This window comes from Candidatus Hydrogenedentota bacterium (assembly GCA_035450225.1).
Classification (GTDB): domain Bacteria; phylum Hydrogenedentota; class Hydrogenedentia; order Hydrogenedentales; family SLHB01; genus DSVR01.
This window is the reverse complement of record DAOTMJ010000010.1, coordinates 31,973-56,652: the sequence shown is the minus strand read 5'-3', so window position 1 is coordinate 56,652 and position 24,680 is coordinate 31,973. Positions and strand designations below refer to the sequence as shown.

Sequence of the window (24,680 nt, the reverse complement as noted above, 5' to 3'; positions counted from 1 at the left end):
TCAACCGCCGAGAATCTTGATCTTCGTGAGGATATCCGGACGCGTGACGCCCTGGCCCAGTTCCGACCACACGAGCCAGCCCGTCTTGAAACGGGTCTTCTGCTCGATGGCCTCGGTCTTGAGTGCCTCGCGTATGGGCATTTTGCCGACTTCCTCGTCAGGCACCAGGAGGATTTCGTTCAACGGCATAGACGAGGTCAGCAGAATGCCGCCGGTTCCGTAGTTTTTGATGACGCCCTTGGCGCGCAATTCCTGCTTCGTCTGCGGATCGAGGTCCCAGCCGCGCATGTCGTTGAAACGCCGCCCGCGCATGACGATGTACTTCACCGCGAGTTCCATGTCCTCGATCATCGAAATGGCTTCGTTGAGGCCGTCCGCCGTGAGGGCATTGCCGGAGATCTCGACCGTGTTCGCCGCGGGCACCGCCGCCGAGATGACGGTAAGCGTGCGCTTGTCGATTTCCTTGCGGATTTCGTCCGCCGCGCCGGTCTGGATGTCGGTCAGCGTGCCGATGTTGCCGTGTTTCAAGACGGAGATGTCCACCATCGGCGCGGAATGGATGCGGTTCGTCGGGAACTCGACTTCGTCCTTGCCGACCTCCTGTTCCCGCGCCTCGCCCTCCGTGCTGATCCAATGCGCCTTCACGGTAGGCTTCTTCTGGTAGACGGGACGCTCGCCCTTCGGGAGCGTATGCTGCGTGAGCAGCAGCGAGGAGATCTCCTTGCGTTTGATCTCCTGCTCAATGGGCGCGGCAACGGCCGCCGCCAGGGCGCGCATGCCCTCGGGAGACTCGAGCGCCTCACTCATGAGCCGCGCCATGGTCTCCATGTATTCCTGGCTGTGAATGTTCACGTTCTTGGTTTTCATGATGATTGGGATTCCTTTCCTCAGACGAGCAGCCGGAACTTGAGCGTTCCGCCGGCCACGGAAATGGCGCGCGCGACGACCAGTTCGCCTTCGCCGATGGTTCCGCCAGTGAGTTTGCCGTTCGCGGAGACCTTTAGGTCGTCGTCCGCATTGATGGTTCCCTCGAATACGTCGGTCTCGTAGACGCCGCCCATGCAGTAGATGCCGGGCATCTCGCCCGAGGCGTAGTCTTTAATCAGCAGCCCGAAGGACGGCGCGGTGGGGTCGGTGTTCACGGCGAACAGGTCGTTCCCGGCGATGGAAACCACTTGGCCGAGGGTGCCCGCGCCCTGGATATGGCCATCGCCATAGGCGAGACCTCGGTGACACGGATTGATGAATGGCATGTTCGTTTCTCCTGTGTGTTCCTGTTACTGGTTGGCGGCGGTGCCCACGCGCGACTCGTAGGCCGCCATGAACCCGTCGCGGAGCTTGTCTTCAAGGCTGGTCTTGCGGTCGTCCACATCGCGCGGACGCACCCCGGCATCACTGCGCATGGGCGGGTCGTCCTCGGTCTTGGCCGCTTCCTTCTTTTCCTGTTTGTCCGGCTTTTCCTCCTTCGCCTGCGCATCGGCCTTGGCCTTGCGCGCCATGCGCGAGAAGGCCGCTTCGGTCGCGGCAAACGCCTCGTCGGAAAGCTCCGTCAGCCGTTTCAGTTCCATTTCCCGCTCGTCGTCGCCCCCGAAATCCACGCCCTGCTTTTCCAGCTTGGCGAGCAGATTGCGGGCGCGGGACTTGTTCGCCGCCGCCTGCCGTTCCGCTTCGAGTTCCTCGACGCGTTTTTGCAGCTCGGCGACCTTGGCCTTCAGCGCCTTGTTCTCCTTCTCGAGTTCGGTGATCCGTTTCTGCGGATCGTCCGTGCCCGGGTTCTCCGGCGCGCCGCCGGCGGGCTTGTTCTTCGCCGCCTCGGCTGCCTTTTCTTCGTCTTTCTTCGTCTTTTCGTCCATGTCGGAATCTCCTTTGGATGGATCGTTGCCTGGTTGTTGCGAGGCGACCTGCAGAATCCGGGCGTTCTCGTCCGCGCCCTTGCGGTCGAGGAGGCCCAGCCCTGTGAAGGTCACGCCGTGGAGGATTTCATAGACGGGCTTGCCGCCCGATTCGCCGCCCTTCATCTTGCGTAGGTGCGGGCAGTAGTCGTTCTTGTTCTTGACCCGCTTGCCGCAGACGGAGCACTCGCCCTCGGCGTAGTCGCATTCCATCGAGACCTGCGCGATGATGCCCTTGCGCATGAGCTTGTGGGCGAGCCGCGCATGTTCGCTTTCCTGCACGTAGAGTTCGCCGACACATTCGATACGGCCGCCCTTCTCGTCTTCGAGGTAGTCCGCCGCGACGATACCGCCCACGATGTCCGCGAAGTCCTGTGAGTGCTGCAGGTCGATCTTCTTGTTCACGGCGGTCATGTGGCGGCTGGAAAGTTCCTCCGCCGTGAAGTGGTCGCCGTTCTTGTTGGTGCCCGTCCGGCACAGCACGAAGGTGAACTGCGGGTCGCCATCCGGCCCGGAGCGCATGGCTTCGGCGGAAAGGCCTTCATGGCTCTCAAACAACACCTCGACAGGAATGGTCGTGTGGAAGTTCGCGGCGGCGGAAAGCGGCGCGGCGCCCGGGATGTGGCTGGATTTCGTGCCGGAGGACCTCCGGCAGACGAAAAGCCGTTCCAGGGCGTTGGAGGCTTCCCCATGCCGCGAGGTGATGTTGTAATGGTGTTCCTTGCTCTGCATCCGGCTGTCGCGGCCCAGACCGGCGATAATGGTCTTCATTTCCTCTTCGTTCGGATACGCATGATCGCGATACGATATGAGCCAATGGGGAATGTGGCGCGCGCTGCCGAGGAAAGTCTGAAAAAACTCCGAGGCATTGACCTTGGTGACGGTTTTGTGGTCGGTCTCGTAATACTTGACCTTCGTGTCCGCCCGGAGCGTCAGGCCCTTCCAATAGGTCATGAGCCCCTCGACGAAGTGATAGGACCGCTCGTAGTTGGTCGTCGAAAACTCGGTGGCATAGGGCGGGTCGAAGTAGGCCAAGTCCGCCTTGACCTTCGGAAGCAGGGCATTTACGTCCTCGCAATGCGCTTTGCAGTCCTCGCCATTGTCGAAAACGAGTGCGTTGATGCGCCGCACGTTGTCCGCGAAGCGTTCCTTGAACTCCTCGGGGTTATCCTGCCGCCTCCCATAGCCCGTCGAGGACGAGAAATGACCGAAACCGCCCTTGCCGCTCATGCAGGTCTTGCCCAGCGCGAACAGGGCGATGTCTTTTTTGAATCCTTCGAGCCGGTCGCAGTTGGCGCGCATCACATCGATAAGCTGATGGACGCCCTTGGCGAAGAAAATGCCCTTGAAGTTGTCCTGGACAAAGCTGCCCGCCTTGGGGTTGTCCCCGAGTAGCATCTCCAAGTCATCGTCCGAGAGCCGGATGGACTTGTTTTCAATTATGGCGCGCGCCGCGTGGTGGCAGTAATGGAGCCGGTCGTTCGCCACGACGCTCAGGCCCTTGGTCTTGAACATGTACGCCACGACCGCTGAACCCGAGAACACGTCCACCGCCGACTTCACGTCCTGCGGTGTGTTTCGCCAGATCCAGTCCACCAGCTTCTGTTTGGAGCCGATGTAGTTCGTGATGTACTTCGGGCGCTGTTCCGGCGGCAGTTCCTCTTGCGCGCCCGCGCCGCCATCCGAGGCGGCTTCCGCCTCCAGAGCGCCCAACTCAACCTGAAAAGCGGCATCGGCCTCCAGCAGGAAGCCAAGCCGCTCCAGGTCCGTTGCAAACAGTTCCATGCGGTTCTCCCGGTATGTGGCGGGACACGGTCCACGGCGGACCGCAACCCCGCTATGGGTTACTTACCGGAAGAAGGCGGAAACTGTCGGGTCATGGAATTACTTCTTGGGGGAAAAGCCTCGGAGGATGGATGAGGCGCAGGATTCCAGACTTGGAGACTCCAATGTTGCGACGTCCAAGAAGGCGCCATTGTAGGGCGACCGCGTCTGGCGGTGGTATTCGAGAAAATCGTCAGGCAGGCTGGTGACATCGGCCTCGACAAGGCGGTTGAGGACCCAGTTCGCTTCGTCTTTGCGAGCAAGGACGGCGGGGTTCCTGCTATCGATATAGAACATCTCGATATCGAGCCCCGGACCGGGACCCTGGACCCAGACGCCAACAGGCTCGTACCAGGGGCGGTTATTCTCGTCGTGGCGCAGCACGCAATCGACCATATAGCGATATTTCATGCCCATTCCTCCGCGATTTGCAGGTGTTCCTCGAGTAGCTCCGCGTCAATACGGTCGAACATCCCGGCATTTGCGGCCTTGTACTTCACCCAGTCGCGCCAGTCACGGGCGTAATCCGGCTCGGAAATGGGTTCGATAAGCTCGACATGAAAGCGCCGTCCTCGGTCATCTGTGAGATCGACGATCAACCAGCAGTTTTCGAGGGTATCGCGGACGGTCACTTGGACGATCTTGACCGTGTGTGCGTACTGCCAGCCGTTGTTGTAGCCCACGGATTTCCAGAGCAACCAGAAGTCCGAACGCGTATGTTTGCCCTGCGCGTCGAAATGAGGAGCGATCCTCGTGACGGTGAAGCTGTCCACGAGTTCGCCAAAGAGTCGCTTCCCATCCTCGCCGAAGACCTCCATGCGGCTGCCCCGCTCATTGAAGAGCCGCAATAACCCCTGTATTCGGGCCTTCTCCTCGTCGATGAACTCCTTCACAGGACGACCTCCTCTATCTTGCGCCCATCGGGCAATGCGGTGATGCCGCGTTTGGCGAAGCTCTTCAATACGCTATCCCGCTCGGCCGTGTTCTCCGTGACGATGTACTCGACGTTGTCCAACAACGTGACCGAGTACTTGAAGATCGTCTCGTTGTTGGAGGAACCCGCGAATTCGCGCCACTCGCTCGGGGTGCTTCCGCGCCGGTTCCGGACATAGTCGTCGGTTACGCGGCCAAAGGCGTCGTGGTCATAGCTGACCGCGTCCATCCGGCGCAGCAGCCGCTTCTTGAAATACAGCCCCCGGTTCGTAGGCTTGCCGCGCGCGGGCAATTTCTTGATGCGCGTGAAGAAATAGCTGGCGCCGCCAGTGTCCATGTCCGCCTCCGGTGACATGCCCCCCGGCGGAATGCCGATGCGCATCTTCTCGACGGTGCTCACCATGGCCCCGTTGTTCTCCAGCGCCGTTTCGATGAAGGTGTTCATGCGCGCGCCGTCCGTCAGCTTATGAAAGAGCGCGTGCCCCTTCATTTCCCGTTCCAGGTCGGCGTCGCTCAGGTCAAAGCGGTACTGATGCCGGTACCCGCCCTCGAGTTTCCGGTCGAGGAACCCGAGTTGGTATTCACCGTGGGGGTTATAGCCGGGCATGGTTGCGAGATCGCGCACGCCGAGCCGCTGCTGCCAGTAATCGCGTAGCGTCTGCACCCGCTCGGTCACCGACGCGTCCCGGTCTTCGAGGCCCTTCAACACCTTCTTGTATGCATCGCCGCCGTCTTCCTTCGTCACGTAGGCCATCTTCCGGAGGTACATCCACTCGGTATGCTCGGGCAATGCCTCGGCGGTGTTGACGCCCAGTTCCTCGAGTCGCGCCAATGCGTCGACCACATCGTCCGGCGAGCCATGCCGCGGAAGGGTAATCTCGATCTCGCCCCGCTGCGCATAGAGGTTGTCGTTGTTCCACGGGCGGTAACGCACCCGCGTGCCATCGGGAAAAGATGCCGTGTACTGATCACCCTTCTTCATGCGGCGGCCCCGGAACATGTCCGTATTCGACGCCGCGTCGTCCTGTACGGTGATAGCGCCCTTGTCGAGGGTGCGAAGGGTGTTTTCCACGCCGCCACGCTGGACGGTAAAGGCGGCCTGTGATGTCTTGCGCGGCGGTTCCTTCTTGCGCAGGTATTGCGTCAGGTTACCCTGAATACCCCGCCGTTCCTGCCGGGCCTTCTCCGCCTCGCCCAACCATGCGAGATAGCCCTTGGCCATGTCACGTACTTCGGCATCGTCATGCTTGATCAAGGCTTCCAGAGCCGACCGGTGTTTCAGGGCCTTTTCCAGACTGGTCATGTTGTACTGGCCATCTTGCTGATGATGGTTGACGGTTTTCACCGCCGCGAGAATGTCATCGTAGAAGGCATCTTCATCTAGCGCTTTGCCGATCCGCTGCGGCGCGCCGCTCAGGTCGCCCTTGTGCAGCCCGGCCAACATCCGCGCGTCCGCTTCCGGCCGCAGCTTGAACTTCATGACGGTCCGTTTCTTGCCCTGATAGGTCTCGGTGAACACGAGCGCGTTCTGGTCCTCTATGTCGTCGAAATCGATGGGCAGCGTCTTGCCCTGCCAGCCCAGCGCCTCGGCCTCCTGAAGAATGCGTTCCTGCCCGGCGCTGATGCGCTTGATTTTCCCCGCGGGCGCGGCCATGCGCTGGAAAGAGAACTCCTTGTCGCCGAGAATATCGCCGTAGAACCCCTCGAAATCCCGCCGCAGGTTGTGTTTCCGGGCAAGGGCCTGGTCATAGAAGTGTTTCAGGCCGGCCTGATCGCCTCCGAAGCGCCCTTCGGCATAGGGCCGCAACATAGCCAGATAGGCGTCATCGGAGATCTTCTCGACTTCCTGGATATGCCGCAGCGTAACGGCGGGGTCGAACCGGACCTTTCCGGCCTTCGCGGCGCGAAATACCGTGTTGTAATAGGGTTCCTGCTCGCCGCAGGCCCGGTTCGGGTGATAGTCGATGGACAGGCTGTCCTTGCCCAGAAACTTGAATGCCTGCCCTTTGTCGATGCCGTAGACGTGGCCGTCCTTGCCGCGAATGAACTGTTTGGCGTGCCCATCGTGGTTGGAAACCAGCCAATCGACGACATGTTCCCGCTGAATCTGCTCCAGTTCGAGCGTGGTGAGGTTCTCTGGCAGCGTGTTCCGGAAATCGAAATCCTCCCGCAGGTCCGTCCGCCAACGCTGTATCGAACCCATGCGCCCGTTGAGCCGAATGGTTCGGACTTCGACGGCGTCGGGATCGATAAGCCGTCCGATGAGATACGCGGATTCCTCGCCATGAGCGACGAATTCATCCCGCGCGGCCACCGGTTTGAACAGCCAGCGGCCGCCGTTCTCGTCCACCCAGAATTCCTTCTCGTGGGCGCCCTCGACCTGCGCTTTCCCTTCCAGCTTGAAACCACCCGCTTGCTTCTTCTTTGTCCACGCATCGTCCGCCGCCTCGAATTCAACGCCTTTCTTGGCGAATGGCGCGGTGGACGGCGCAACGGTTGGTGCGGCGGGAGGCGCGACCGGCGGTTTTTGGGGTGGCAACGTCGCGCTCGGCATCGCGGACTTGCCACTCTTCTTTCCATATTTCTCCTGATGCGCCGTGTAGCCACCCTCGAGTTTGGCGTGGATCGCCGCGACCTTGGCCTCGTCGGTCTCGGTGAACAGGGTGATGAAGTCGTCCTTGCTGCCCCATTGCCAGTTCTTGACCTTGCCATCCTTGGCCAGTTTCTTCAGGTCGCCCGCTTTCATCCCGGCGATCTGGTCATGGAACAGCTTCTTCTTTAGGGCGAGGGATTCCGCCAGCGGCTTCATCTCGTCTGCGGACACCAATCCACTGCCCGCGAGCGCCTGCTCCGCTTCCTTCACCTGCACCAGGAACCCCTTGAACTGCGCCGGTTCCGCGGGCACTACGACTTTCTCGACCGATGCCTGCGCAAGATCCTTGGCCTTTGTCACTGCCGCCTGTTGGGCCTGTTGCTGGACCTGCTGGGCCATCTGCTGGCCCGCCTTCTTCTGCAGCGCCTCGACGAGTTGCTGCTTGTTCTTCAGCACGCCGATGCCGTATTTCGCCTTGGCCGCCGCGAGTTCCTGCCCCATGAGGCCCGCGTGGTCCTTGCCCGGTTCGAGTTTGTCCAGAAGGGCGATGGTGTCCTCCTTGGTCATGTTGAGCGAGATACCCTGTTGCTTGGCCATTTCCTTGAGTTGCGCGGCGGTAAGGTTTTCCAGGTCCGGCAGGGGCGCGAGGGCCGCCTGCTCCTTGGCAATGACCTTGGCCTGCAGCAACGCGGCCTGTTTCTGCGCGAGCAGTTCGGCGAGTTCCGATTTCGTCCGGAGCAACCCGATTTGGTGTTGTTTGAGCTTGGCCTTGAGCGCCTCGCCCGCAAGGTCGCTGTGGTCAATGCCCGGTTCGGCCTGGTCCAGCAACTTGATGAAGTCGGCCTTGGTGCGCGCGACCGAGACACCATTCTCCTTGGCGAGCGTCTGCAATTGCTTTGATGTGAGCTGTTCCAGTTCCCCGATCTCGCCGCTCTCGAAGGCCTTCTTGAGCGCCGCGTTCTCCTGAGCCTGCGCGTCGGCCATGCCTTCGAGCACATGTGGCGGCAGGATGCACGCATCGCCTTGGGCGTCATTCGCTGCGGCCTTCGCGGACAGGTCCGAGCCGCAGATGGCCAGCGGCTTTGCGATGGTGTTCGTGCAGCGGCAATGGGGATGCGCGGGTTGCTGGGGAAACTTGTCGATGGGAAAGACCTTGCCGTCGAGGCCGTTGCACACGGGACAGGACCGTTCGTCCTCCATGCACAGCCATTCGAGCCGCTGCACGCCCGCGCGTTCGTGGAACTTGAGCCGCCCCATGTTGTGCGCGCGCAGGACCTCCGTCCGGGCGATCATTTCCATCCGGTACTGGGCCTTGCTGAAGACCCGCGTCCCGGCTTGGCGGAAGGAGTCTTTGTCCTCGATGACCACGCCGAGGTCGCGCACGATGTCGCCCGCGCCCTTGCCCGTGGCGATGCCGGTCAGCAGCGTGCGCTTGATGCCGTCGGCCAGCTCGCGATGAATGTCGCCCGCGAGCGTCAGGTTGTACTGCGCGAGGAAATCGAGGGCGTTCGTGTCCACGATGGTGAAGCACTTCGTGGCGAGCTTGTCGAGACCGCCGGGCGTGAGGTCTTTATAGAAAGGAAGTGCCGCGTCGGTCAGTTCACCGATACCCCGCCCTATGCCCAAGCGAAAGGCTTCCTTCGTGCCGCGCCGCCAAACGAGGGTCTGCTCGCGCTTCAGCCGTCCGAGGCTCTCCCCAATTTCCGCCTGGAGCTTCTCCAAGCCTTTCAGCGCGGCCAGCTTGTTGTCCGGCAGCGAAGCGGGCGCACCATATTGGCCGAGACTCGCCTTTACCTCGCTTTCCGCCTGTTTGATCGCCTGCGTGAGTTGCAACGTGACTTGCGCGGTGTACCGGTCGCGCGCCGTGAGACTTCGCTCCGTGGCCGCGCGGATGCGTTCGGCCAGGGTCGGCATCAGTGCGCCTCACGCCGGTCCAGAAAGCGGCACGCGGGCGCATCAAAGGCCCGGTCGGTATCATGGACCCGGCAGCGGTTCATATCGCCGTCGAAATGGGAGCACTCATCGCATATCGCGCCGGACGCGGTTGTGGAGAGTTCCGCCCCGAGAAGTGAAGCCTCCGTCGCCGGCGAGCCGATGTGCGCGTCCTTGGGTAGCCCCAGCATCTCCTGCGCCCGCTCGACGCTCAAGATGCCCGCCATCACCATGTCCACAATGGGCTTGACCAGCTTTTCGTCGAACAGGTCGATGGTTTTCCCCTCGGTGGCCCGGTTCGAGGTTTCGATTTCCGGGTCGAGGTCCATCTTCAGTTGTAGGCTGGACCGGCTGATGAGCTTCCGGTCGTAGAGGTCCAGCAGCAACCGCTTCATATCCACGGCGTCGCTGGGGTCGAGGTCATTGAACAGATACTGCAGGGTTTTGTCCCCGTGGCCGTGCAGTTCCATCCAGTCGTCGAAGACCCAGTCGAGCAATGCGCGCGCCGCCTGCTTGATCTCCCGGATCATGACCATCATCTTCTGCATGCTCACGGAGGCCGTCGCGAAGTTGGGGCCGTCGCCCGTCACGAGTGAGCGGGACAGGCCGAGCGCAACGACGATGTCTTCCTTCACCTCCTTCACCTTGTCCTCGACCTTGAGCACTTGGCCCTCGGTGCCGTGGGTTTCGACGGTGACATAGAAGGGGACGACGAGGCCGCTCTTGAGGTCCATCTTGTTGACCATGTCGCGGACCTGTTCGAGCATGCGCTGGTCGGGCATGACCATTTTCTGGCCGAAGGCGCCGCCCACCTTGAGCAGGCGGAAAGGCGTGGTCCAGCGTTTGGCGATTGCTTGTTCGGCGCGGCGGTAGTCCCGGAGCAGTTCGATGGATTGGAATGCGGGCAACACAAGCGAGTTGCCGCGTGGTGAAAAGGCGGGCGCGTCCCACTTGAGATGTATCACCTGCTCGACCGGCAGGTCCACGCCCTCGTCCCCGGCGGACTTGTCCTCGGCGAACTGGCGGACCTCGACAAGGTCGCCCTGGGCGTACTTCACCTTCACCGAGACGGGATTGACGCAGACGAGTTCCTCGATGTCCCGGCCCGACTCGGCGTAGCGTTTGAAGCCGACGGCGTCGCCCTTCACGAGCAACTGGAGGACCATGTCCTTCACGAATCGCGATATGCGTAGCCGCCAAGCCGCTTCGACGGCCTCGTCCTTCAAGGTCTTGTCGTCCGAGGTGAGCTTGATTTCGTCACCCACGGCGAAGGTGCGCCACGAGTTCACGCAGTTCTTCACCAGCGGCTCTTCGAGGTAGTATTCCCACGCCTTCCGCGCCCGATCTTCCCAGGTCGCCGGGATCGCCTCGTTGGGGTTGAGACCGGCAAAGGTGGTCGAATCCAGCGCCGCCGCCGTCGCCAGCGGTGCGTCCACCACGCCAGCGGCGGAAAGGCCCGGTTCGGGCGTTTCTGGGTTTTGTCGGGTTTCCATGCGGTCTCCTCCGGTAAAGGGCGACACAGGCCCACACGCGCCGCAAAACGGCCGAACGTGCGGAGGGCCTATGGGTTACTTACCGGAAAACACCGTCAACTGTCTGATAGGCGAGGGAAAGAATGTTGACACAAAACAATCATCTTGTTGACAAAGTACACATTCCTGGTGTATAGTTGTGTTTGTCAACAGAAAAGGAGTGCTTCAATGTCAGCAGATACCCTTCTCGGAGTAGCGGAAATTGCTGAACTGGCTGGTGTCACAAAGCAAGCGGTCAGTAATTGGCGGATGCGCTACGATCACTTTCCGCGTCCGGTCCAAGACCTACAAAGTGGCCCCGTTTGGAATAGGGAGCCAATCGAAGCATGGGTTAGAGAGTTCAAGGGGGAGAATGCTCATGTCTTGAGTTTCATCAATCTCAAGGGCGGGGTCGGAAAAACTACAACTGCCGTGGCTGTCGCAGAAATGCTTGCTCAAGAAGACCGCAAGCACGTTCTCTTGATAGACCTTGACCCGCAGACAAATGCGACTGTCACGCTAATCTCTGAAGAAAAGTGGGCGGAAATGGATAGGGATGGGCGCACCATAGCTCAGTTGTTCGAAGATCGTCTCAATCCGCAGGCTCCTCAGAGGTTCAACATTGAGGAAGCCATCGCGCGACGCGTGTCCACAATCAATGACGGTATAGCGCGCCTTGATCTACTACCATCGAGTATACGACTTATCGACCTTCAGGATCGCATTCCTATGATTGCGTTGTCTGGCAATTTCACGGTAAATCCACTTGAAATACTTCGCGTTGCTCTTCAACCGGTTATCGACAGATACGACTACATTATCATCGATTGTCCTCCAAGCCTGGGTACCGTCACCAAGAACGGGTTAAGAATCTCAACGGGCTACATTGTGCCAACGATTCCGGACATTGTCTCAACATGGGGCATTTATCAGATTGTTGACAATGTTGCTCGCTTCTCCCAAGACACAGATCATCCAATTCAGGCGCTTGGTATTATTGCGACAAAGGTACAAGCAAATAACCTTCATCGGCGGGTGATCGATGATCTTGAGAACAGAAGACTGGGCCGATTTGGTGAGGAAGGTGTTTTGCCTCAGCCCCCGTTATTCACTAACACGATTCCGCAAACTGTTGCCGTTGCTCGTGGTGCCGATGTCGATGCTGATATCCGCACATTCAAAGGCAAGTATGGCAACGCATACGAATCTCTGCATGGAGTCACTCAGGAGATAAGGCAATTATGCGAAAAGAAAAGGCACTAATAAAGCTTCTTTGTGGTTTGGTAGAGGTGATCGCTGATGAAGCCTCACGAAACCCCGATTTCGAGGCGAAAATAGAGGGACTTCTTTGCAATCTGCCCGAAAGAAAAGTTGTCTCTGGGCGAAAGTGCTCGAAAAAACAGGATCACGCGCAACTACCCGACATTTACGCGGAGTGGAAGAGTCGTAGTGAAACAGATTTCCGCCTTTGGCTGCGTGAGCAGTCGGTCACAGATCTGCATGCTCTAATTCGCACCCAGGACCTCGATTCCACTCGGCGGACTTCAAAATGGAAAGAACCCGAGAAGTTGGCTGAATATATTACCGATTGCCTGCGTTCTCGCCTTTCAAGAGGTTCCGCTTTCATCGGAAGAGAATCTATAGAATGATACCCAGTGTTCCTGCTGGTGAGCCCGGACTCAGATAAACACCGGGTCCGTGAGAACAGGCTTGAGCGAGACAACCTCATCGTCGCTTTGGTCGAGGCTTTCCTCTTCCCGGATCAGCAGGGCACAACGGACAGCGTCGATGACGTGGTCGTTGCCCTTCGAGTAGACGACCTTACCGTCGCGCAGGGTGTACGTATGCGTCGTGAATTGGTCCTCGATGTCCGTATCCTCGGCGGGCAGGACTAGCTGCTTTCGTTGCAACGCACCGTTGATGAGGCTGGTCATGAGTTCCTTGGTGCGCTTCTTCACCTCGCGGCCATCCCGCACGGCCAGCCGGGTCATGCCGCCGAAGTCGTAGCCCTTGAGCCGTCCTTCCAGCCCAAGCTCCTTGTACTTGTCGAGCGTCAGTAGTTCCTGCACCACGGCCAGGCCATTGCCGCCGTTGTCCACGCCCATGCCCATCGGCGTGTAGTACCGCTCCAGCAGCGCGAGTGTCTGTGCGATGTGCGGGTACGCCACGTGCTCCAGATGCAGGCGCAGCACCAGCCGCAATACTTTGCGTTCACCGGCCTCGATCTCATGGAAGACCACGAGTTCCGTCGGATCATTGGTATAGCCGAGGTCGCCGCCGATCCAGAACACGCCGGTCTGCGGCGTGAGGTTCAGCAACATCTCCAGCCGGTCATGGGCCGTCTCCTCGTCCGCGCAGTCGCGCAGTTCGGAATCGGTGATGACTATCTTCCGGTATTCGAGAATGTCCTGCCGGCAAAGGTTGAACTGCTCCACATTGAATGCGCCATACGATGGCTTGCCGTGTTCGCCCGCGACTTCGTGCTGCCAGCCCGAGGTGTCGCGCCCGCCGTAGAATTCGAGTAACTCTGCCTCTCGTTCATCGTTCCAGAGAGGGTTCAGCCAGGACGGCCACCGGAACACCGTGAACTGCTCGGAAAGCGTCAGCCGGTAATAGGTGGTGTTGCGCAGACCGTTCGGCGTCGAATAGATGCGCAGCGTCCCTTCTGGATTGAGGCATTGCCGCAACGCCTTCCACGCCTTCTCGGAAAGCCAGGCCGCCTCATCCACCCAGATACGGTCCACGTGCAACGACCGGAACGCATCCCCATACGCGCCCGCCGGCCGGAAGTACAGGATGCTGCCGTTGGTGAACTCCAGCCGGAAGTACGGCTTCCGGTGAATCTTCGGCTTGCCGTACTTCGTGATCGCGACGCTGTTCATCAGGTCATCGTTGTGGTCAAGCTGGAACTCGATTTCCTCGATAACCGTGTCAAGATGTCCCTGATGCGGCGCGGCGATGAGTCCCTGCCCGCCGCGCGTGATGAAGGCGAAGTGCAGTACCTGTGTCGTCAGGTTTATGGTCTTTCCAACCGCCCGGCCGTCGAGGTGGATAATGTTCCGGCCCGGACACAGAAGGTCCTCCCGCTGGTGGGGCCAGTACTCCCTCGGCGAGCCATCCCGGTTCGCAAGGTATGCCTGGCCCCACCGCAGGGGACTCGCCAGCGTTTCCGCAAGGCGCTTTTCCTGTGCCGAGAGAGACGCCATCAGATCTGAGCGGCCCGCAACGCGCCGTTGATGATTGTTCCCGCGAGGTCGCCCAGGATCTGTTGGACCGCCAGCATGCCCTCGCGGTCGCGTATCACGGCCGCGATATCCGCCGTGGCTTGGTCAAGCTCATCCCACTCAGGGTACTTCTGCGGCGTGGCCGCGAGCTGCGCCAAGGCTGCCTCGATATGGCCCGAGGCGAGTTCCTTTCCGATCTCGGCCAAGGCCTGCCCGGCTTGGCGCACGGCAGCTTCATGTTCGCGAAGGATTTCTTTCATTCCGTTTCTCCTTCCGCCTCGCCTTCCGCTTCGCCCTGCGCCCACCGGTCGAGCGTGGCCAGGCCGTCGCGCAGCCGGGTGCCCATGCCCGTGAGCCGCTCGGTATCAGGATGGCCGCTGGCCTCCAGCGCCGCGTTGGCCTCCTCGACATACTCCGGCATGTGCCGGTTCATCGTGGCGATGGCGCTCTGGATGCGCTCCGGCGGTTGCGTCGTCGCACAGCCCGCCAGGGCCGCCGCAGCAACAACGATCATTCCTTCCAATAGTCTTCGCACGTTCATACCTCCTGTTTCGCGGCCCGAAGGCCGCACCGATGTTTCTCCCGGAAGCTCTTGACTTTGCCCCGGGAACCAAGCGTGTATGTGTATGCCGCGGGCGAAGCCGCCCGTGGCAAGCAACCGGAAACCAAATGAGAGAAAGGAATCCCACCATGCCAGAGCACACCATCCACGAAGCCGCCGAAGCCTTCCTCGGCCATCTCCGCGAACAGGGCAAGAAGGAGCGGACGCTGTATACGTACCGCAAGGATCTGGAAATCGTCGAGGCCTTCTTCGGCGGGGACAAGAAGATGAGCAGCATCCGCACGCCACAGGTCGGCAAGTTCTTCAAGTCCGATACGCTCCTCAAGCTGCCCACGGGCCGGGAACGCGCCAAGCCCACGCTGGACAAGACGGTCCGCGTCTTCCGCATGTTCCTCGTGTGGGCGAAGGACACCGGCCAGCTCGCCGACCTGCCGCTGCCCAAGGACACGCCCATGGGCCACAGCCGGGTGAAGGAGCAGGACGATGACGGCCAGCAGTAACGCGGCCATCATTCCGCTCGCGCCCCGGCGCACAAGGCTGGCGGACCACCTCGAAGCGTTCCTGACGAAGCTCACGGTGGACAGCCGCTCGAAGCACACCGTCAGCGCGTACCAGCGCGACCTCGCCCGGGTCTTCGAGACGCTCGAATCGTTGCGGCCCGTGCTCACCATCGCGGACGTGACGCCCGGCCTGCTCGACCAGGCGCTCGCGGCCCCGGCCATTGTGAACACCGCCCGGGGCCAACGGTCCGCGGCCTCGCTGCACCGGCTGAAGGCGGCGGTCAAGGCATTCTTCGCTTGGGCCAGAGACAATGGCCTCGTGGCCGAGAACCCGGCGCGCAGTCTCCGCCTCAAACGGTTGCCGCGCAAGCCACCGAGCTTTCTGACCCAGGCGGAGAAGCGAAAGCTGCTCAAGGAACTCCGGGGGCACAACGCCCCGGCGGACCGGCGCGACCGTGTCATCTTCGAAGTGCTGCTCGGCACGGGCATCCGGCTCGGCGAACTGGTCGGCCTCGACCTGGACGACGTGGACCTTGACGCGAAACACCTGCGTGTCCGCGCCAAGGGAAACATCTGCCAAGTAAAGTTTCTCAAGACCGACCTCCGTTCATTGCTGCGCGCCTGGCTCAACGAGCGGCGGCGTCTGACATCCGCCGAGGAGCGCGGCTTGTTCCTGTCCAACCGCGGCACGCGCATCACGCCGCGCCAAGTGGCCCGCCGCCTCGATGACTGGTTGGTGCGCGCGGGCATCGGCAAGCGGCTCTCGCCGCACGGCCTGCGCCACACCTTCGCGACCCACCTTTACGACGCGACCTCGGACCTGCTCGTGGTCCAGCGCGCCCTCGGCCACCGCGACATCGCGACGACCGAGATTTACACCCACCTCGTTGACGGCCGGCTCGAAGAGGCGCTCGAACGCCTCTGAGTCCCGGCCCGCATTCCCGCGCTCCTTCGTGGAGCGCATCTCTCTTCGCAAGCAAGCATTCGTGACAGTCACCATGACAGTCCTCACAGTCCCCGCCGAAGAACACAAACCACCAAGCAACGGCGGGAAGGAATGCTCAGGAGAGATTTCCTCGAACACGTCTTATCTGACCTCTCACGCATCGTCCGTCTCCGAATCGCCGCTGTTTGCGGGGTCTTCCGAATCGGGCAGCCCGGTGTTATCCGAACTCTTTTTCGCGTTTTTCCACGGGCGATCCGTCTTCGCCGCCTTGGCGCCTGGCTTGGCGCCTGACTTGGCGCCGGTCTTCTCCAGGAGTTCCGTCGCCCAATCCGCCGGCGTCGTCTGCGGTCCCCGGGGCTGGTCACCCTCGCGGGCGATCTTCGTGGCCTTGAGATCCTTCATGTGCGCGCGGATCATCATGTCCAGCTTCTGGGCGGCGTCCACGTTCCCTTCCACCTGGGCGCGCATCAGCTTCACCGAGTAGATGGCCACGAGTTCGAGTTGCAGGAAGTCGCTGGACTTGTTGAACTCGAAGTCCTGGTAGAGCCGCTCGATCAGCTCATCGAAGGACTCGCGCTCCTCGGCGTTGAGGCACTTGTTCGCGAAGATTCCGTGCTTCATCGGATTGAGATTGCCGTCGGGCGGCCCCATTCGTTTCTTGGGGGGCGCCGTCTTGCCCTCGTTCCTCTGCCAGCGGTCCAGCTCTTCCATATCGCGTCGATTCATTGCCATTGTTGGTGTAAGTAGCTCCCCAGACTTGTTTTCCGGGGCGGGAGACGAAAACAGCCATAATCATTCACTACGGGTTACATACCGGAGCCGCCGCCGAACTGACGGAAATCAGCGCGGTCCCTTGGCAAGAATCTGGTTAACGCGCCGCGTGGTGATACCCGCCAAGCGTGCAATCTCGTTCGTGGGCACGCCTTCCCCGCGCAGGGTGAGAATGAGTTGCCGCCGTTCGCGCAAGAAGGTCTTGGGCGAGGGAATCCATACAAGGCCTGTGCAGTGCTTCTGCACCTCGGCAAGCAATTCCGGCGGCAGAGTATCGCGCGCGTTTGCGTAGGAGGTCGTCATACCGCGACGGTCTCCTTCGGGATGCGCGGCGGCCACACGTCCGCGTTGGCGAAGCGAAGCGTGTTGCGGGCGCCGTTCCAGTCGTGGACGATCTCGATATGCGTTTCCGTGATCTGGCCCAGCGCATCCTTTGGCCCAACGAAACACACGAGACCCCAGTCCTGACCGCAAGGGAATACGAACCGCCCCCTGTTCTGATAAAGCCGCGCCTCGGACCATCCGAGCGCCTGGGCCTGTTCGCGGATGGCATCCACCTTAGCCAATGCGTCGGGAGCAATGGTGCGCTCGAAACGGTAATCGCCTTCCTTGGGGAACCGGAACGGCTCTGGTTCCGGCTCTGGTTTGCGATTGGCTGGTGGTATGTAGCTGGCCGGGTTGAATGCGCGGATGACCGCCTTGAGCGCGGCGTGGCCATACTGGCCGATGGCCCATTCCTGCAATCTGTTGAAGCGGCTCCTCAGTTCCTCCCATGCGGTTTGCGAGAGACCGCCCGCCTCGAATCGCCGCCGCGCGGATTCCATTCTGCCGCGAAGCCATGCGAAGTACTCCGGGTCCACGCGCCGATAGCAGACGTCGCCGATGAAGATGTCTCGCGGCTCGTCATCCCGCAGTCCGGCCTGGTGCAGTTCGAGGGCGGTCGAGACGAAGCAGGGACCGCCGGTATGTGTCTCTGTCATGGCATTCTCCTCGGAAGAGGGGATTTATGTTTCTTCCGAGGGTTACTTACCGGCGGAATGGCGAGACTGACGAAGGCCGCTTGCGCGGGGCTTGCGATGTGAGGAATTCCTTGTGGCATCCGGGGCGGCAGGAATCGGTCCACGCTGACCCACTCAACACCCATAACTTCCTTGAAATCGTAATATGAACTCATCTCATATTACGATTTGTAGAGAGTTCTACATATTGGGTGGGGCTATGTGCTGGGTGGGGTGGAATCGGTGCAAAATAGCGCAACGCATTGGAATGCAATGGCTTATGACGGATTGTCATTTAGGCGGGGAAAATATGGCCAGATTGGGCAGGGAATGGGCTTCCAACGGTCAAAACAGACGCACAGTGGTGCTGCAAACAGACATGGAAAAGCCGCCCGAGACGTTGGGATTGCCTTGGGCGGGAAGTGCTAGAGAGGCTTGGTCAGACAGTCGATCTTGGTCTAGAAGGGGAGCAGATCGTCGTCATCGTCGCCTGCGCATTCCGGGGCGGACTCGGGCGCCTGTCTGGGGGCGTCGATACGTTCAAATCGATAATACTTCTGCACCTTGTGATCGGAATATTGCGCCCGCCAGACATCCCTTTGGCCGAGTATGATGCGATAGTCTTCGAGTTCTATCTGCCCCGCGCCGTTGAATACCCTGGAGAATACGGAACCGACACGACATCTTCCCGAGGTTTCGTTCCAGTTTCTCAGGCCCGGAATGGGGATGTCGTTTTCCTCGGCAAGCTCATACAGCTCCGAGGCAGTCCATTCCTGGCCGAGCCTGCCCTGCGTCTCGATGAGCGCGGCCATCGTGCGGATGAACCCCTTGCCCGGGTCGCTGACGCGTTCACGCGCATCGCCGTGGCCGTCCATGAGCGGCGCGGCCTTCAGCAGATTCTGGACAATCCAGTCGAGCGCGCAGGCCCAGTCCCGGAAATCGTGCCGGGACTCCCGCGTCCGGGGCCTGCCCTCGGCCAGCCACGCCCGGACAACGGCAAACACGCATCCCAGATAATACGGCTGCCGGGTGCGCACGTGCGCGAGCAGGTCGCCTTCGGGGTACTCGTGAAACGACGCTGACTGCGGCCGCTTGCGAATGCGGATGATGGATGAGCGGTTGGCGAAGTCGCGCGTGGTCTCGAAGCCGTTGGACGACACAAAGATGAAGAACCGCGACGGGTCAATCATCATCTCGCCCCGGTGCGGCACGCGGACCGGGAAGGCTCGCTCCGAGGTCATGAAGGCTTCGAGGTTCGGCGAGTCGAGCTTGCCGCGCAGGTTGTCCATCTGGATGAAGGGGCGGCCCTCGGACAGGCGCGCCGAGAGCGATTCGTCGAAGGAACCGACGCCGCCCATCTGCCGCTGCGTGACGAGGCGCGGTATTTCATTGTAGATCGCTGCGACCACCTTCTGCCGGTAGGTCTTGCCGGACTGGCTGGCATTGGCCTCGGCCACATCGCACGGCACAAGGTTCAGCATGCCACCCAAGCGCAGCGCGGGCGTGATGAACGAGGCCAGCGCCCGGCTCCGGTCGCCCGGACAGAGGAAATCGAAGTCGTCGAGCAGCGCGGAAAGCGCGGACGCCGCTTCATCGAGCGGCACATCAAGCGGGGTTTCGCCGCTGGCGATGAACCACCCGCTTTGCGGATCGTAGCCCTTACCAATGATGCGCCCGTCCGAGTCAATCAGCGGACAGCCGGATATCCCCGCGATGACGGGCAGGTCATCGCGTGCTTCGAGCGTTTCCATGAGCGCCTTGGCCGTGTCGCGCGGGCAAACCGTCGGCTTCAGGACAAGGCTGTCGTTGGGTCCGGAGCGGTACACGAGCACCTCGAAATGCCGTTCGACCCGCGACCGGAAGGCGTCGGAACTCAGGATGTACAATTCAGGGTCACCGTTCATGTTGGCAATCTCCACCATATTTCCTCCGCGATGAAAGAAGACGTGTTTAGGCGCGACCACGGGAAACAGCATCCTGGCCGTGTCGCTCAGGCGTTCCCCGTGGGCTTCGTTGGGCAGAATCAGCGGCGGCAATCCGCTCTGGGGCCGCTGGGCCGGATTCTTGTCCCCCGTCACGAACAGGGAGGCGTTCTTGATGAGCGCCGCCAATGCCTCGCGCGGATTCTTCTCCTGCCGCAGACGCGCGTCCAGGTCGGCATCGTCCGCCGGAACGAACCGCACCGCGCAACGGGCGTTCGCGAGCGCGCGGCCCACGCGTTCCAGCCAATGCCGCCCCGCCTCGTCCGGATCGGGGAAGAGAACCACCTCGCGCTTGGCGAGCAGTTTCTGCAGCGCGGTCACCACCTCCCTGGGCACGCTCGCGCCGGGAGTGGCCACCACCGCGGCGTAACCCGCCGACAGGGCCGCGCATGCGTCCGCTTCGCCCTCGACCACCAGAACCTGGCGGCCATCGTCCTCCGGAAAGGGCCAGGGACAGAGCAGGCTGTTCTTCGAACCCTTGCTCGAAAGCGCTTTGGAGCCGTTCGAGAACGCCTTACCGTCGCTGCGCCGCCGCCGAAACCCGGCGGCGTTTCCCGACGCATCCCGCATCGGGAAGTGTACTTCGCGCGGGGCCTGGGCATTGCGGGACACCGCTCCCAGGGCGCGCAGGGCCTCGGGCCGCCAACCGCGCACCCTGGCCAACTCTTCGATGGCGTCCTGCGGAAAACCTCCGCCGTTCGCCACCGTTTCCTTGGGCGGAAAACCTCCACCCTTCGTCGATGCCGCTTCACCGGGCGGAAAACCTCCGCCCGCGGCATTCTTCCGTGCGGGACGCTGCGCCTGCTCGTAAAGCTCGTCGAGAGGCCGTCCCAGCACAAATGCGACCGCTTCCTTGAAGTCGCATCCGCGTACCTTGCGGACCAGCCCGATGGGATCGAGACGCTCGCCCGTCCCGTGGTCGAAGAAGATGTTCTTCCCGCCGGCCAATTGGCACGACGGCTTTTTGTCCTCCCGGAAGGGTGAACGAAACGCCGTGCCTGGCCGAACGCCGGGCAGGCCGAGACGCGTCCAGACCTCGCGAATGTCGGACGCGTTCGCCTGCTCGATATATTCCTTCTTCAACCGGGGCATCGCCGCACCTACCCTTGCGCGGCGATTTGAAGATCCTCCGATTCCCACGGCGCCGCCGCCGGGGCCGGACGGTTCACCCGCAGGAATTGGGACAGAAACGTCTTGCGCGCGTCCACCTGCACCTTGGCCGCGCAGTTGCGCACGCCCCAGCGGTCGCCAAGGATGATGGCCGAGGTCCGCGCCCGGGTCACGCCGGTATAGAACAGGTTCCGGTGATGCATGAACGAATGCGCCTTGTGGACCACCGTGATGACGCAGGGGAACTCGCTGCCTTGCGCTTTGTGAATTGAAAGGCAGTACCCCAACTGGATATCCCGCAGCGCTTGGTCGCTCTTCTTGATGGTGACGGGAACCCCGTCAAACTCGAAGAGATGCGTGCCGTCCTGCAATATCTCCATGAGGAATCCCACGGCTCCGTTCATCACGCCGAGGTCATAGTTGTTCCGAATCTGGATGACCTTGTCGCCGGGATACAGGGGCGCGCGCCGGTTCGCCGCATGCGGCGGGACCTCCACGCCGAAGCGTTTCCGCTGTACCAGCCGCTGTATCTGTTCGTTCAACGCCGTCGTGCCTAGCGGCCCCTTGTGTGTCGGCGTGAGCACCTGCACGTCGCGCAGGATATCGAAGCCGAGCTTCTCCTCGAGCACGTTCTCGAAGAGTTCGCGCAGGCACTTGTCCACGCCCATCGGGTCCGTGAACTGGTCCACGAGGTACCACGCGCAACGCCCGTCGGGACGCTTGTCGCTGGTCTTGCGCACGTCACCGGTCAGGATGGCCGCCGAGTTCTCCTTGAGCACGCCGGCCTGACGCACGCAGACGTCGAGGATGGTCGTGGGCACGGCGCGCGTCTGGATGAGATCGCGCAGGATGTTGCCGGGACCGACCGGCGGCAACTGGTTATGGTCGCCCACGAGCACCACGGCGGTCCGTTTGAGGTCGATGGCTTGGAATAGATGCCACGCCAGCGACACGTCCGTCATCGAGACCTCGTCCACAATGAGCAGGTCCGCCTCGATGGGGTCATCCGGTCCCTTGGCGAAGGCGCTTCCGTCGTAACCGAGCAGGCGGTGAATCGTCTTGGCCTCGCGGCTGGAGAGTTCCTCGATACGCTTGGCGGCCTTACCCGTGGGCGCCGTCAGCGCCACATCGAGTCCCAGTTCCTCACTGGCTGCCGCGATGGCGGACACGCAGAAGCTCTTGCCGACGCCCGCGCCACCGGAGATGAGGCTGATACGCCGGGTCAACGCCGTCCGCACGGCCTGCGCCTGTTTGGCGTTGAGGCTGGGGCAGACGCGCTCGAGTACGGTATCCAGGTCAGGGACGTCAACGCGAGCGACCTCTTCCGCGCCTTGGGCGAACCATTGGGCCAGCATTGTTTCCTGTTCATGGATGAACGGTAACGCCGCCACGAGACGTCCGCCCAGATCGGCGCACGCGAGTTGGTTTTCGCGGATGAGCGCGTCGAGTTCCTTCTCGATACGCTCGCGGCTGTCCAGGCAATCCATGATGAGCAACGTGTTGGCGCGGTCGATGAGGTCCTCGCACTCGACCCAGCAGTCGCCCTGGCTCACGGCGTCGTGCACGCAATGCAGGATGCCCGCCCGGATGCGCGGCTGGTGTTCCTTGGGCGTGCCCATTTTGCGGGCGATCTGGTCCACCTTCTTGAAGCCCAGCCCCTTGATCTCGCGCAGGATGTGGTAGGGATTGTCCTCCAACACGGCCTGCGCATTGTTGCCGAGTTTCTCGATGAGCGTTCCCGCCTGATGATGCGTCAGCCCGAAAGCCGACAGCCATGTCATCACCGCGTTGAACCGCCGCGAGGTCATCCAGACCGCGCGCAAATTCTCGATGATGGAAACGGGGACCTTCGCGACCTCCGCGATGCGCTCCGGTGAATGCAGGAGCGCGTCCTCGAAGTCTTCTCCGAAGGCATGCGCGATCTTCGCCGCGCGTGTCGGACCGATGCCCTTCACCTCGGGATGGTTCGCGATGTAGCGCGCCAGACCCTCGGGGTCGCCGGGCATCTCCACCTCGACATGGTCGACCTTGAACTGCTGGCCGTAGTCGGGATGGGTCTCCCAATGCCCGGCCAGCGCCACGTGCTGCCCTTCCACTGCGAAGAGGTTGCCCGCAAAGGAGCGGGATCTTCCGTCCTCATCGCGGAGTCGGCCCGCCGAGAACTTCGGCCCGGCGTAGAAAACCTTCTCAATATTTCCCCGAAGGATGGATGGTGAACGTTTCATGACAATGCCTTTCCGATTCGCATGCCGAGCCACTGCATTACGGGTGTGGCCATGCTGTTTCCGAGCGCCTTGTACCGGTGCCCATCGGGTGTCTTCGCGAGTCCCCGTGCGATTGCCTCCGGCCATCCAGAGGCGATCAAATAAGCGGTCATGTCCTCGTAGTCCTTGGGACGGTGCGCGTCCGGCCAGTCGACGAGCGTAAAATCATCCGGAAAGCCCTGCAGCCGCTCGCACTCGCGCGGCGTCAGCCTGCGCACGCCCATTTCCTGGCGCAGGAACTGGTAGCTGTGTTCTCCCTCCGCGCGCAGTGCGCCCGCGGTGCCATCCTCGACATCTCCGCCGCCCTGCGCCCAATGCACCATGACGCCGTGCTGGCGTCCAGCCTGGAGCGTGAACATGGGATCGCCGGGCGCGCCGATGCCGTCACCGCAGCGGATGTCGTCCGTCGAGACACCCGTGCGCGAGCCGGGTTCGAGAATGGGCGCGGCCACGGCCACTTGGCCGCCGCCGTTGGGATGGCTTTCCAGATGCCCCATGGCGCGCAGCGGCGGAGACAATGCGCCGGGCGCCGGGTCGTTCTTGCAGTCGAAGGCCAGAACATCCGGAAGCGCATCCGGGACGTAGAGTCCGCAGCCGCCGTTCACGTGCTGGTTGTCGATACCCTGGTCGTTGAAGAACCGGGCCGTGAGCGACGGCGCGATACGCTTGGGCCATGAGAGGAGGTTCTGGCATTCATCGCCCGAAGGTCCTCCAGTGCCCTTTGCCCATTTGGCGGTGACCGCCGAGGTAACGAGCGGGATGCCGCGCCCGGTGCCGTCTTCACTGCCATCGTGACGGGCGGGCAGGGCGTGGGCCGTTTCCAGGGCATTGAGGGGCGAACCATCGGCCCCGACGAACGTCAATTGCTGCTCTTTTGCGCTTGCGCCTCCAGTGCTCGCCGTAACGGCGCGGGCAACTGGCGTCCACGCCGGTCCGCCCGGCGCAGGATTCCCGTGCAGGCTTTCGCGCTCAAAAAGTATCTCGGCGGGGTCGACCCCGGAGGCTCGAGTACATGCCACAACGAAGACACGGCGGCGCCGTTGGGGCACTCCGAAATATTGCGCGTCCAAAATTCGCCATGCCGCGCGGCGCCGGGGTCCGCCGCAAAAACCAGCGCCTGACCAGCGCGGAATGTGTCGCCCCTGAGTTCGATTCCAACGCCAGAGGCGGCTGCTCTTTCCCAGATCGGGGCGGGGACCGGGTTCGAAGGGCCAGTCGGCTCCGGCCAGAGCGCCGAGAAAGCACCCGAAGGCGTTGTCCTCAGAGGAGAGCACTCCTGGGACATTTTCCCAAACGCACACATCCGGACCAATCGCATCACAAATCTCCACGTACCGCAGGGTGAGATTGCCGCGATCGTCGGCCAGCCCCTTGCGCAGTCCCGCGACGGAAAACGCCTGGCAGGGCGTACCTCCGACGATGATACGCGGACGCCCGAATTCCGCCACCCAGCCCGTGAACTCCGGACGCGTGATATCGCCCAGATTCGGCGTTTCCGGAAAGCGTTGCGCCAGCACGCGGCAGGGATAGGACTCGATTTCGGAGTACCAGAGCGCCCGGAAACCCAGCGGCAGCCAGGCCACGCTGGCGGCTTCGATCCCCGAGCACACGCTCCCGAATGTAATCTGTTTCATGAGT

General features: G+C 61.8%; 20 protein-coding genes. 4 read left to right on the top strand and 16 right to left on the bottom strand.

The genetic code is table 11. The features are described from left to right. The 7 genes from P5540_07950 to P5540_07920 form a co-directional block, all read right to left on the bottom strand. Positions 1 to 867 (bottom strand): hypothetical protein, encoded by an 867-nt coding sequence (locus P5540_07950; GenBank protein HRT64748.1) that lies wholly within the window; start codon positions 865 to 867, stop codon positions 1 to 3. A 20-nt stretch (positions 868 to 887) separates the two neighbouring features. Beyond that, positions 888 to 1,253: a hypothetical protein gene (locus P5540_07945; GenBank protein ID HRT64747.1), complete on the bottom strand. Its 366-nt coding sequence runs from the start codon at positions 1,251 to 1,253 to the stop codon at positions 888 to 890. A 24-nt stretch (positions 1,254 to 1,277) separates the two neighbouring features. Further along, positions 1,278 to 3,677 (bottom strand): DNA adenine methylase, encoded by a 2,400-nt coding sequence (locus P5540_07940; GenBank protein ID HRT64746.1) that lies wholly within the window; start codon positions 3,675 to 3,677, stop codon positions 1,278 to 1,280. Positions 3,678 to 3,776: 99 nt separating this feature from the next. Further along, positions 3,777 to 4,127 carry a hypothetical protein gene (locus tag P5540_07935; protein HRT64745.1) on the bottom strand — a complete coding sequence of 117 codons (351 nt, stop codon included), beginning with the start codon at positions 4,125 to 4,127 and terminating at the stop codon, positions 3,777 to 3,779. After that, positions 4,124 to 4,609 (bottom strand): hypothetical protein, encoded by a 486-nt coding sequence (locus P5540_07930; protein ID HRT64744.1) that lies wholly within the window; start codon positions 4,607 to 4,609, stop codon positions 4,124 to 4,126. Before P5540_07930 ends, P5540_07935 begins: the two co-directional genes overlap by 4 nt. Continuing rightward, the gene (locus P5540_07925; protein HRT64743.1) at positions 4,606 to 9,156 is read right to left on the bottom strand and encodes a minor capsid protein; all 4,551 of its coding nucleotides are present in this window, start codon (positions 9,154 to 9,156) and stop codon (positions 4,606 to 4,608) included. The genes P5540_07930 and P5540_07925 overlap by 4 nt, the downstream gene beginning before the upstream one ends. Then, positions 9,156 to 10,667, bottom strand: coding sequence for a hypothetical protein (locus P5540_07920; GenBank protein HRT64742.1), 1,512 nt, complete (start codon positions 10,665 to 10,667; stop codon positions 9,156 to 9,158). The genes P5540_07925 and P5540_07920 overlap by 1 nt, the downstream gene beginning before the upstream one ends. 207 nt (positions 10,668 to 10,874) lie before the next feature. Between P5540_07920 and P5540_07915 the strand changes: the two genes are divergently transcribed. After that, entirely contained in the window at positions 10,875 to 11,948 is a 1,074-nt protein-coding gene (locus P5540_07915) for an AAA family ATPase (GenBank protein ID HRT64741.1), read from the top strand. Further along, complete coding sequence (locus tag P5540_07910) at positions 11,927 to 12,334, top strand: hypothetical protein (protein HRT64740.1); 408 nt, start codon at positions 11,927 to 11,929, stop codon at positions 12,332 to 12,334. Before P5540_07915 ends, P5540_07910 begins: the two co-directional genes overlap by 22 nt. Positions 12,335 to 12,364: 30 nt before the next feature. On the opposite strand, the gene P5540_07905 is transcribed toward P5540_07910, so the two are convergent. From P5540_07905 to P5540_07895, 3 genes are read right to left on the bottom strand one after another with little or no spacing between them, the layout of a single operon-like run. After that, positions 12,365 to 13,891: a terminase family protein gene (locus P5540_07905; protein HRT64739.1), complete on the bottom strand. Its 1,527-nt coding sequence runs from the start codon at positions 13,889 to 13,891 to the stop codon at positions 12,365 to 12,367. After that, entirely contained in the window at positions 13,891 to 14,169 is a 279-nt protein-coding gene (locus P5540_07900; GenBank protein ID HRT64738.1) for a hypothetical protein, read from the bottom strand. The genes P5540_07905 and P5540_07900 overlap by 1 nt, the downstream gene beginning before the upstream one ends. After that, positions 14,166 to 14,444, bottom strand: a complete 279-nt coding sequence (locus P5540_07895) for a hypothetical protein (protein ID HRT64737.1) — start codon at positions 14,442 to 14,444, stop codon at positions 14,166 to 14,168. The genes P5540_07900 and P5540_07895 overlap by 4 nt, the downstream gene beginning before the upstream one ends. Before the next feature lie 155 nt (positions 14,445 to 14,599). Here P5540_07895 and P5540_07890 point away from each other — a divergent pair, with 155 nt between their 5' ends. Both P5540_07890 and P5540_07885 read left to right on the top strand, forming a co-directional pair. Then, positions 14,600 to 14,971, top strand: a complete 372-nt coding sequence (locus tag P5540_07890) for a hypothetical protein (protein ID HRT64736.1) — start codon at positions 14,600 to 14,602, stop codon at positions 14,969 to 14,971. Further along, the gene (locus P5540_07885) at positions 14,955 to 15,896 is read left to right on the top strand and encodes a tyrosine-type recombinase/integrase (protein HRT64735.1); all 942 of its coding nucleotides are present in this window, start codon (positions 14,955 to 14,957) and stop codon (positions 15,894 to 15,896) included. The genes P5540_07890 and P5540_07885 overlap by 17 nt, the downstream gene beginning before the upstream one ends. A 174-nt stretch (positions 15,897 to 16,070) precedes the next feature. Here the strand turns inward: P5540_07885 and P5540_07880 are convergent, their stop codons facing one another. From P5540_07880 to P5540_07855, 6 genes are all read right to left on the bottom strand, one after another. Next, entirely contained in the window at positions 16,071 to 16,628 is a 558-nt protein-coding gene (locus P5540_07880) for a hypothetical protein (GenBank protein HRT64734.1), read from the bottom strand. A gap of 129 nt (positions 16,629 to 16,757) precedes the next feature. After that, a complete protein-coding gene (locus tag P5540_07875) occupies positions 16,758 to 16,991 on the bottom strand; it encodes a hypothetical protein (protein ID HRT64733.1) in 234 nt (77 codons plus the stop codon). Continuing rightward, complete coding sequence (locus tag P5540_07870; protein HRT64732.1) at positions 16,988 to 17,668, bottom strand: hypothetical protein; 681 nt, start codon at positions 17,666 to 17,668, stop codon at positions 16,988 to 16,990. Before P5540_07870 ends, P5540_07875 begins: the two co-directional genes overlap by 4 nt. Before the next feature lie 476 nt (positions 17,669 to 18,144). After that, the gene (locus P5540_07865; GenBank protein HRT64731.1) at positions 18,145 to 20,760 is read right to left on the bottom strand and encodes a toprim domain-containing protein; all 2,616 of its coding nucleotides are present in this window, start codon (positions 20,758 to 20,760) and stop codon (positions 18,145 to 18,147) included. Between the two features lie 8 nt (positions 20,761 to 20,768). Next, positions 20,769 to 23,003, bottom strand: a complete 2,235-nt coding sequence (locus P5540_07860) for an AAA family ATPase (protein HRT64730.1) — start codon at positions 23,001 to 23,003, stop codon at positions 20,769 to 20,771. After that, entirely contained in the window at positions 23,000 to 24,676 is a 1,677-nt protein-coding gene (locus tag P5540_07855; GenBank protein ID HRT64729.1) for a DNA cytosine methyltransferase, read from the bottom strand. Before P5540_07855 ends, P5540_07860 begins: the two co-directional genes overlap by 4 nt. Between the last annotated feature and the right edge of the window lie 4 nt (positions 24,677 to 24,680).

Bases quoted from the DNA above. Each gene is read 5' to 3' on its own strand.
- P5540_07860 (HRT64730.1), bottom strand. From the start codon at position 23,003: ATGAAACGTTCACCATCCATCCTTCGGGGAAATATTGAGAAGGTTTTC.
- P5540_07925 (HRT64743.1), bottom strand. From the start codon at position 9,156: ATGCCGACCCTGGCCGAACGCATCCGCGCGGCCACGGAGCGAAGTCTC.
- P5540_07915 (HRT64741.1), top strand. From the start codon at position 10,875: ATGTCAGCAGATACCCTTCTCGGAGTAGCGGAAATTGCTGAACTGGCT.
- P5540_07910 (HRT64740.1), top strand. From the start codon at position 11,927: ATGCGAAAAGAAAAGGCACTAATAAAGCTTCTTTGTGGTTTGGTAGAG.
- P5540_07855 (HRT64729.1), bottom strand. From the start codon at position 24,676: ATGAAACAGATTACATTCGGGAGCGTGTGCTCGGGGATCGAAGCCGCC.
- P5540_07875 (HRT64733.1), bottom strand. From the start codon at position 16,991: ATGACGACCTCCTACGCAAACGCGCGCGATACTCTGCCGCCGGAATTG.
- P5540_07905 (HRT64739.1), bottom strand. From the start codon at position 13,891: ATGGCGTCTCTCTCGGCACAGGAAAAGCGCCTTGCGGAAACGCTGGCG.
- P5540_07940 (HRT64746.1), bottom strand. From the start codon at position 3,677: ATGGAACTGTTTGCAACGGACCTGGAGCGGCTTGGCTTCCTGCTGGAG.
- P5540_07920 (HRT64742.1), bottom strand. From the start codon at position 10,667: ATGGAAACCCGACAAAACCCAGAAACGCCCGAACCGGGCCTTTCCGCC.
- P5540_07945 (HRT64747.1), bottom strand. From the start codon at position 1,253: ATGCCATTCATCAATCCGTGTCACCGAGGTCTCGCCTATGGCGATGGC.
- P5540_07870 (HRT64732.1), bottom strand. From the start codon at position 17,668: ATGACAGAGACACATACCGGCGGTCCCTGCTTCGTCTCGACCGCCCTC.
- P5540_07900 (HRT64738.1), bottom strand. From the start codon at position 14,169: ATGAAAGAAATCCTTCGCGAACATGAAGCTGCCGTGCGCCAAGCCGGG.
- P5540_07880 (HRT64734.1), bottom strand. From the start codon at position 16,628: ATGGAAGAGCTGGACCGCTGGCAGAGGAACGAGGGCAAGACGGCGCCC.
- P5540_07950 (HRT64748.1), bottom strand. From the start codon at position 867: ATGAAAACCAAGAACGTGAACATTCACAGCCAGGAATACATGGAGACC.
- P5540_07865 (HRT64731.1), bottom strand. From the start codon at position 20,760: ATGCCCCGGTTGAAGAAGGAATATATCGAGCAGGCGAACGCGTCCGAC.
- P5540_07935 (HRT64745.1), bottom strand. From the start codon at position 4,127: ATGAAATATCGCTATATGGTCGATTGCGTGCTGCGCCACGACGAGAAT.
- P5540_07885 (HRT64735.1), top strand. From the start codon at position 14,955: ATGACGGCCAGCAGTAACGCGGCCATCATTCCGCTCGCGCCCCGGCGC.
- P5540_07890 (HRT64736.1), top strand. From the start codon at position 14,600: ATGCCAGAGCACACCATCCACGAAGCCGCCGAAGCCTTCCTCGGCCAT.